The organism is Pedobacter segetis (genome assembly GCF_016623585.1).
Classification (GTDB): domain Bacteria; phylum Bacteroidota; class Bacteroidia; order Sphingobacteriales; family Sphingobacteriaceae; genus Pseudopedobacter; species Pseudopedobacter segetis.
In genome coordinates this window covers 1-7,341 of record NZ_JAEHFY010000040.1, presented here as the reverse complement: position 1 = coordinate 7,341, position 7,341 = coordinate 1, and the positions used below count along the sequence as shown (strand labels likewise).

At 32.2% G+C, this 7,341-nt stretch carries 6 protein-coding genes; all 6 read right to left on the bottom strand.

Features of this window, described 5'->3' with window-relative positions; genetic code table 11:
- Positions 1 to 213 precede the first annotated feature (213 nt).
- Positions 214 to 1,890 carry a phospholipase D family protein gene (locus I5M32_RS16335; RefSeq protein WP_200588220.1) on the bottom strand — a complete coding sequence of 559 codons (1,677 nt, stop codon included), beginning with the start codon at positions 1,888 to 1,890 and terminating at the stop codon, positions 214 to 216.
- Between the two features lie 186 nt (positions 1,891 to 2,076).
- Positions 2,077 to 2,379 (bottom strand): helix-turn-helix domain-containing protein, encoded by a 303-nt coding sequence (locus tag I5M32_RS16330; protein WP_200588218.1) that lies wholly within the window; start codon positions 2,377 to 2,379, stop codon positions 2,077 to 2,079.
- Positions 2,363 to 2,728: a type II toxin-antitoxin system RelE/ParE family toxin gene (locus I5M32_RS16325; protein WP_200588216.1), complete on the bottom strand. Its 366-nt coding sequence runs from the start codon at positions 2,726 to 2,728 to the stop codon at positions 2,363 to 2,365. The genes I5M32_RS16330 and I5M32_RS16325 overlap by 17 nt, the downstream gene beginning before the upstream one ends.
- A gap of 741 nt (positions 2,729 to 3,469) precedes the next feature.
- Complete coding sequence (locus tag I5M32_RS16320) at positions 3,470 to 4,252, bottom strand: CPBP family intramembrane glutamic endopeptidase (RefSeq protein ID WP_200588214.1); 783 nt, start codon at positions 4,250 to 4,252, stop codon at positions 3,470 to 3,472.
- A gap of 257 nt (positions 4,253 to 4,509) precedes the next feature.
- Positions 4,510 to 5,067 (bottom strand): hypothetical protein, encoded by a 558-nt coding sequence (locus I5M32_RS16315; RefSeq protein ID WP_200588212.1) that lies wholly within the window; start codon positions 5,065 to 5,067, stop codon positions 4,510 to 4,512.
- Between the two features lie 736 nt (positions 5,068 to 5,803).
- Positions 5,804 to 6,946 (bottom strand): tetratricopeptide repeat protein, encoded by a 1,143-nt coding sequence (locus tag I5M32_RS16310; RefSeq protein WP_200588210.1) that lies wholly within the window; start codon positions 6,944 to 6,946, stop codon positions 5,804 to 5,806.
- Positions 6,947 to 7,341: the final 395 nt, after the last annotated feature.

Sequence of the window (7,341 nt, the reverse complement as noted above, 5' to 3'; positions counted from 1 at the left end):
GCTTTCTCGACCCGAAATTCAAGGTCGAAACTTTATCTTTTTTTAAACACCCAGTTGAGTAGCAATTACAGGTAACGGTTTGAAAATTTGTGCAGAAATGGCATTATTTGCAGAACCATTTTCAGCCCGCACTAAAGTAAATAAAAAAGCATAAAACTTACTTAAACCACTGTCAGCCATTTTTGTACAAATTTGCTGTTATATGCTGCCCTTCTATAGTTCTTTGCTAATATTCTCCTTATTGGGAATTGGAAAACCTGCTTTAACTAACAGATTTATTTTCCAAGCTTCCCATTTTTTGGTCTTGTATCTTGTCTGCGAAACCCAATCTTGAATTGTTTTGTGATACTTTTTTTCCTCGTCTGAAAGTTGTCTGCCTACAACCGTTTTTTGCCATTCTTTCCATTTAGCAAGACCATTGATAATAGCTTCTCTTTCTTTTTGTTCTTGCCATTTCCATTCAACACCATTTTTCAATAATAAATCGCCGAGCATCGCTTCTCTTATTGGGTGTAAAATCTTTTTGACATTCCCTCTGTCGCGGTTCAGCTTTAATGTAATTTGGTCGTTTAACCATTTTCCTAACTTATATTTTTGGTGGGGGATTGATTTATAGTTGTTTTTATCACTATAATATTCTTCAAGTTCTACCAATCTGTCTGTCCACTCATCATCTTTTGGTTTGTTGTGCTCGCCAAAGTCAGGAACGTCCCACATATAATTTATGGACTGCATTTTTTCTTCTTCGTAATCTGTCCAAGCAGAACCGTTTTGCCCTTTTCTTCTCTGTTTTTGTTGAGCAATCCATCTTCCTAATTCTAAATACGGGCTATCAAGAATTTTTGTTTGTAAAACATATGTATAGTCTAAATGCTTTTGCTCTTTTTCTTTAAAATCCAATAGCTTTTGAAATTTTACATCCCACCACATTCTTTGAGTATTTATCCATCCGTTTTCAATTGGAAATTCTGCATCAATAAGCTGCATTGCAAGGTCATCTGGTAAAACGCTGTGTTTAATAAGTTCTTTCATTCTTTGATACCAAACTAACAACTCCATTTCTTCTGGAACTTTCGTGTCTTTGTAAACAACTCCAGAAGTTCTTACATCTCTTTTATAAATTTTATAACGCTCTAGAAAAAGGGGAAATACTTCATAATCCTTAGCCGTTACATTAACTTTCTTTTCATAAATTGACCGTTCAGTTAGTTCTTGTCCATCACCAAAGTCGTCTGTGTAAAATGGAACAGTAACTGATTTTTGCATCTGGTTTTCACCGTCATTTGGTTGTTCTTCTGTTGAGCCTTTTCCTGTTCTAATTTGAGAATACAAAAGTCCTTCGTTATCATATTTTTCAATTAGGTCTTTGTCAAGTTTGAAAACGTTTTTGTCAGTAAGGTCAATGAGGTTTGCGAAATAACTTTTTACTTCTTTCAAAAGTTTGTTTCCTTGCTTGTCTGTTCCTGTTTTGAAGTCAAGCTGTATTGATGCTTCAATGTTGTTTAAAAAGCCAGAATATGTGAGGTTAGAAGAACCAATAATTACTCTTGTGTGTCTGCCACCTTCAAAAAGAAAAAGTTTTGGATGATATGTTATTTGTTCTGCGTCCTTGTGATAAATATAAGTTTCAATATTTTTTTCTAAAAGCAATTCAAGTGCTTCTTTAGATGTCCCTTTGTTGTCAACGCCAACAAAAAAAACAAGTTTCTTATATTTTTTTTGAGCTGTCAATAATGAAGGCAACAATTTGTTTACGCCTGAAATTGCAGCAAAGGCAACAAAACCAATAAAACTATCAAAGTGTGAACTACCAAAGGAAGTCGCCAACTGGTCGCCAACATTTAGTTTGTTGTTCGTATTAAGTCCGTGTCCAATGAAGTCTATTTGCATTTAATATCTATCGTTTCGTTGTTTGCACTGCCGTCTGTTAGGGTTGCATATAACGGTTTGCGGCTTGGTGATGTGGCGGATTTTTAGCACAAAAGTTCAATAGAATTACTGCTTTTGAACCTTGCACAAATGTTTCATAGAAGTACGAAACCCGCCATATTGCCAAGCCGATGTTAGCGGTAGTTTTTATTGGATTGTGAAGTTTATTTTCCGCCCAAGTCCAAACTCGATAAGTTTATAAAGTGTCGAAAGCTGGATGTCGCTGTGTCCGTTTTCGATTCTTGAAATGAAACTCTTTTTAGCTCCAATTTTATCAGCAAGTTGCTCTTGCGTCATTTGAGCCAATTTACGTTCTTCTTTTATTAATTCTCCAATAGCAAAAGATTTGGCTTTGATTTCAAAGTCTGTTCTTTCTTTTGTACCAGTTTCTCCATATCTTTTGTCAAGATGTTGAGCGAACGTTCTAATATTTTTATTTTTTGTTTGCATTTTTATTTTCTTTTTGTTCGTTAAAATATTCCTCCATTATTTTTTCTGCCTTGTTTAATTCTTTTGTCGGCGTTTTCTGGGTTTTCTTTTGAAATCCGTTGAAAAGAACTACTAAATTTCCCTTGTCAAAACAGCAAAATATTCTGTAAATATTACTTTCATACTCAATCCTAATTTCAAAAAGTCCTTTTTTGCCTTCAATACTTTTAAAAAATTTGGTCGGAACACGTTCAAGAATTGTCATCATAAAAAGCACTTCGTCAATTTTGTCCTTTACTTTGTCGGTTAAGGTTTCAAAAAAGTCGTCGAAGTAGTCTTTATAAAAAACGATTTCTCTTATAATTTTCATTTGTCAAAGTTAACGAATAATGGAACATTGTCAAAATAAAAAATGATGGAATTTTCAGTTTTATTTCGGTAGATTTTTCGGTAAAATTACCGCTAACGTTTGGCGAATTTGTGTTGTAATGGCATAGAAAGCAAAAACTTGTCTGCCCGCACCAAATTAAATAAAAAAAGTGGAAAGGGGTAAAACCACTTCGCCCGCAATTTTTTAAACCTGTTGTTAGCGGCAGAAATTCTTTTTTCCATTCTAAAATTAACTTCTCAGAGCCACAGACGTGAGGAATTCAACAGCTTTTGCAAGGTTGTCGTTTGTTTTTAAAGGCTTTATTTCCATTTTTTCGTTGTCGATTTCATATTCACTTTCCAAGAGACTCAGACGTGAGGAATTCAACTGCATTTGAAAATATTTTCAAAAGACTTTTCCTAAAAAAAATCGAATTTCCCGTCGAAATTCCAGGTCGGTTTACGGACAAGATTGCTTCTTAAATGCCCGTTTTCGCCAAAAAAATCTGTTGATTTAAAATCTGTCCGTTAAAAACATCCGCCTTTATTTAATTCCTGAAACCCTTTAATCTGCGAATTTCGGTCGTTTCTTATTTTTGCCGCTAACGATTGGCAGGTTTGAGAATTTGCGGCTTTACTTGCAAGAAATTTGTCTGCCCGCACTAAATTTAGTAAAAAGTGATGAAGGTGCATAAATCACTTCGCCAGCAATTTTTTAAACCTGTTGTTAACTGCTGATGTTTTATTGAACTTGTATTTCTTTTGTGCGCTCTGTATTGTTATATATTAATTCGTTTCTTTTAACCTTATCATATAATAGCTTAACAATAAAAACAAACAGTAGGAAAAAGATAATAGAGAATATGTACCACATGGAAAACGACATATTGTTTATAAGGTAGAGAAATCCTAATGATGTAACATTTGACACTGCGTGTAATAATATACAAACAGCTAGATTGTTGGTAAAGTAATAAACCCAAGAAAAAAAGATTCCCAAAACGATGGCCTGAGGTATCTGAGCTGGGTTTAAATGGATTAAACCAAATAAAATACCTGTGATTAAGATGGCCTTTAATGGTGAATAGCGACTTAACAAGCCCCTTAATACAATTCCCCTAAAAATAAATTCCTCCAAAATTGGAGCGAAAAATACTGCACCAATAATTAGAAACGGTGAAAAACCTTTGCCTGGATGACTTTCTGAAAAAAAAATAGTATGTATTAATTTACCCAGAGGAATATTAATCCCAATTTCAAAACTAACGACTACTATGATTAAGAACGCTAAAATCGGATTACCCTTTAAGGTAAATCGGTAGTTTATCGACTGCTTTTTTCTCTTGCTAATGAAAAAAAATAGTCCAATTAAAATACTGGTCCAAAGTAAAAAACATATTATATTAATTTGGTCATTGCTTAATTCCATTTTTATTAAAAAAGCATAAAAAGGTGTTGCTAAAAGTAAAGGAAGGAAGAATAGAATAAAAATTTGTTTAAAGTTGCTGGGATATAACGGTTTCATTTAAGACTAGAGCTAGTTACTGGTTTAATTTGTTAAGACTTAATTTTATCTAGGTCTTATTTTATAAAATTCACTTTCAATTATTCAGATTTGATATGGTCGTATTTTCGGTCTTCTTACATTTGCAGTTAACGTTTTGCAAGTTTGTACTGAAATGGCGTTAAAGCAATACCAATTTCAGCTTGCATAAACTTAATTAATTTGTAGAAAGTTATTTTAAGTAGGTCAGCCATTTTTGTACAAACTTGCTGTTATGGCTAGTTGTTTTTATACACATTGGGCTTTCTCTTTATAAACTTATTAGTTTTTTCATTAAAAGCAAAAAGAGTATGAAATATGGTTTTTTGTGGACTTTGATATGTTAATAAAAGTCCTAATTGTTCAAATTCTTCAGGCATTTGTCGTCCTATGTCTGTTCTCTCTTGTCCAGTTTTTTCTTCAAATATTCTATATTCAGCTTTTAGGACAATTGTTTCAGTCGGTTTAATTGGTTGAAGCGAATTCAATTTATCCATTAAATTAAACTTAGGTCCGTTTGGATTGAATGTTAATTCAGGATAAAAAGCTGTCAATTCTGAATTATTAGTTATTTTAATTTGAAATCGCCAAGTCAATTCAAAAACCCTAATTGCTGTATGGCTGTCAATGTAACCCTCTTCATTAACTACATTTTTGTGACTTAATCCCTTTGGTGCACTTGAACCTCCATCTTTAATAATTTCAATTGTCAATTCTGGTCTTGAAATATATTTCTTCCATACATAAGGAACTAATGCAATCAAAAGTCCACCTAAAAATCCTAACAATGTTTCCATCTTTTTTTATTAGCAGTCGTTGTACAATTAGCCATAACGGTTTGCTAATTTGTGCAGAAATGGCATTGCTTGCAGAACCATTGTCTCACCGCACTAAATTAATTAAATAACTGATGAATTAACTTAAACCACCGTCAGCCATTTTTGAACAAATTTGCTGTTAGCTGTAGGGTTATTAGCCATAAATTTTTAGTTATTATAAGTCGAAGTTACTTGATATTTCATTAGCCGATTTTGTCGAATTTACAATGTCAAAAGACAAGAATATTATAAGAATAGATATAATACAGTTACAGATAACTATAAATATTGAGTTTAATTCCATTGCAAACCAATATGAATGGAGCAAAAATATGGCGTTAAATATTACAACAATGGTTGACGTAATTATTGATAATTTTTTGTACGGACATAATAAAGTAGTAATCCCGATAATCATATGAGATATTCTTCCAAACAAGCTTATTGCTCCAAGTATTATACTTATACCTACAACAAAGAACAACATCCAAAAGAAAATCATATTCATAATATTCATTAAATATCCTAGTACGAAGAATATTTTGTCTATTAACCAACTGAATCCAGCATATATTAATGATATAAAGATAATTGATAAAAGAAGATAAAGTATAGCTCTTAGCGGTTTTATTATGGATGTCATTTTCTTTTTAAATATTAAACTGCGAAAAACTATATATATGTTAAATATGAATTAGGTACACCAGTTCTCATTTTATTCGACAAAACCTAGTGATTTTGCATGGATAATATCTACTAATCCTTCGTCTTCTAAACCTATTGTTTGTTTAACTATACCTCTATGATAATAAGCATCCGCGTATTTAGGATTCAACTTAATAGCTTTGTCGAAGTCACTGATTGCTCCTTCATAGTCTTTTAATAAATCCTTAACAATACCTCTATCTGAAATAGCTTTTTCACTAAGACTATCAACCTCGACAGCTTTATTATGGTCAAGAAGAGAAGCTTCTAAATTGTTTTGAAACATTCTCATACCCGCTCTCAAAGTATAAGCTTCGCATACAGTCAATAAGCTATTTTTAGGATTTAGTTCTATGTATTTAGTCAAATCGGAAATACTGCTTTCTAAGTCTTCCATGGCTTTTTTACGTAAACTTCTAGCTACATAATTATCAGCATCATTTGGAGACAATTCAACAGCTTTATTCAAGTCTTGTAACGCATCATAATCGTCAACCAAAATTGCTCTACTGTAATAATAATCCGAATCGTCTGGATTGAGTTCAATTGCTTTGTTTAAGTCTTGTAAAGCTCCCGTCTTGTCATTATGTTTTCGGGATTTTATTTTGCTTCTCAGATAATAAGAAAGGTCCCTATTTGATGCGCAAAGGTCAATACTATAATTGTAATCTTCTAAAGCACCTTCATAATCACCTAAACATTGTTTTGAATATCCCCTATAATAATAAATTGTCGTAATTGTTGGAATAAGTGGAATAGCTTTATTGTAAAATTTAATCGCATTTTTATAATCTCCTTCATCATAAGCTATATTTCCATCATCGTTTGCTTTTAATCCGTTGTCTAAGTTTTCAAGTAGTCTTCTACCTTTTGCCATATCTTTATCTGCGCCAATTTTATCGTTCAATTGTTTTTTGGCTTGGCTTCGCTCCAAATATGCAGTTATGCTTTCAGGGTCAAGTTCAATCGCAGTTGTAAAGTCATCAAGTGCATCATTGTATTTTTTTTTATTCATATTTAATTTACCGCTCTCAATAAAATCCTTTGAATGACCTTTTTGAAGCGTCCGAATTGGCTCTGTACCGTTTGTCGTTTTATGAGTGTCTTCGACTAATTTTTTTTTAAATAAATTGGTAATAAAATTTAGTTTCATTGTCGATGCTTTTGAGTTAATTATTTATTTAATGTCGGTTTGTTATAAAATGGCTAATAATTTATTTGTTTAAATCTTTAGAAGCTCATTGTTCTTTTGTTAATATCAATTTCCATATCTGATAAGCTCTATTTTCAATTTAGTGTCTTATTTATTTCAATTTTGTTTGAGTTTGTCGAGTTAACCTTACAGCTAACGATTGGCGAATTTGTGCAGAAATGGCATTAATTGCAAAACCATTGTCGTACTGCACTAAATTAATTAAATAATTGATGAATTAACGTAAACCACCGTCAGCCATTTTTGTGCAAATTTGCTGTTATAGCCAGTACTTCTTTTTCTTAAACTTGAAGAGTCAGCTTTAAATGTCCGCCTAAACCTTTCTGAATGATTTT

Excerpts from the sequence above, each read along its gene's own strand:
- I5M32_RS16330 (WP_200588218.1), bottom strand. The coding sequence starts at position 2,379 with ATGCAAACAAAAAATAAAAATATTAGAACGTTCGCTCAACATCTTGAC.
- I5M32_RS16325 (WP_200588216.1), bottom strand. The coding sequence starts at position 2,728 with ATGAAAATTATAAGAGAAATCGTTTTTTATAAAGACTACTTCGACGAC.
- I5M32_RS16320 (WP_200588214.1), bottom strand. The coding sequence starts at position 4,252 with ATGAAACCGTTATATCCCAGCAACTTTAAACAAATTTTTATTCTATTC.
- I5M32_RS16315 (WP_200588212.1), bottom strand. The coding sequence starts at position 5,067 with ATGGAAACATTGTTAGGATTTTTAGGTGGACTTTTGATTGCATTAGTT.
- I5M32_RS16335 (WP_200588220.1), bottom strand. The coding sequence starts at position 1,890 with ATGCAAATAGACTTCATTGGACACGGACTTAATACGAACAACAAACTA.
- I5M32_RS16310 (WP_200588210.1), bottom strand. The coding sequence starts at position 6,946 with ATGAAACTAAATTTTATTACCAATTTATTTAAAAAAAAATTAGTCGAA.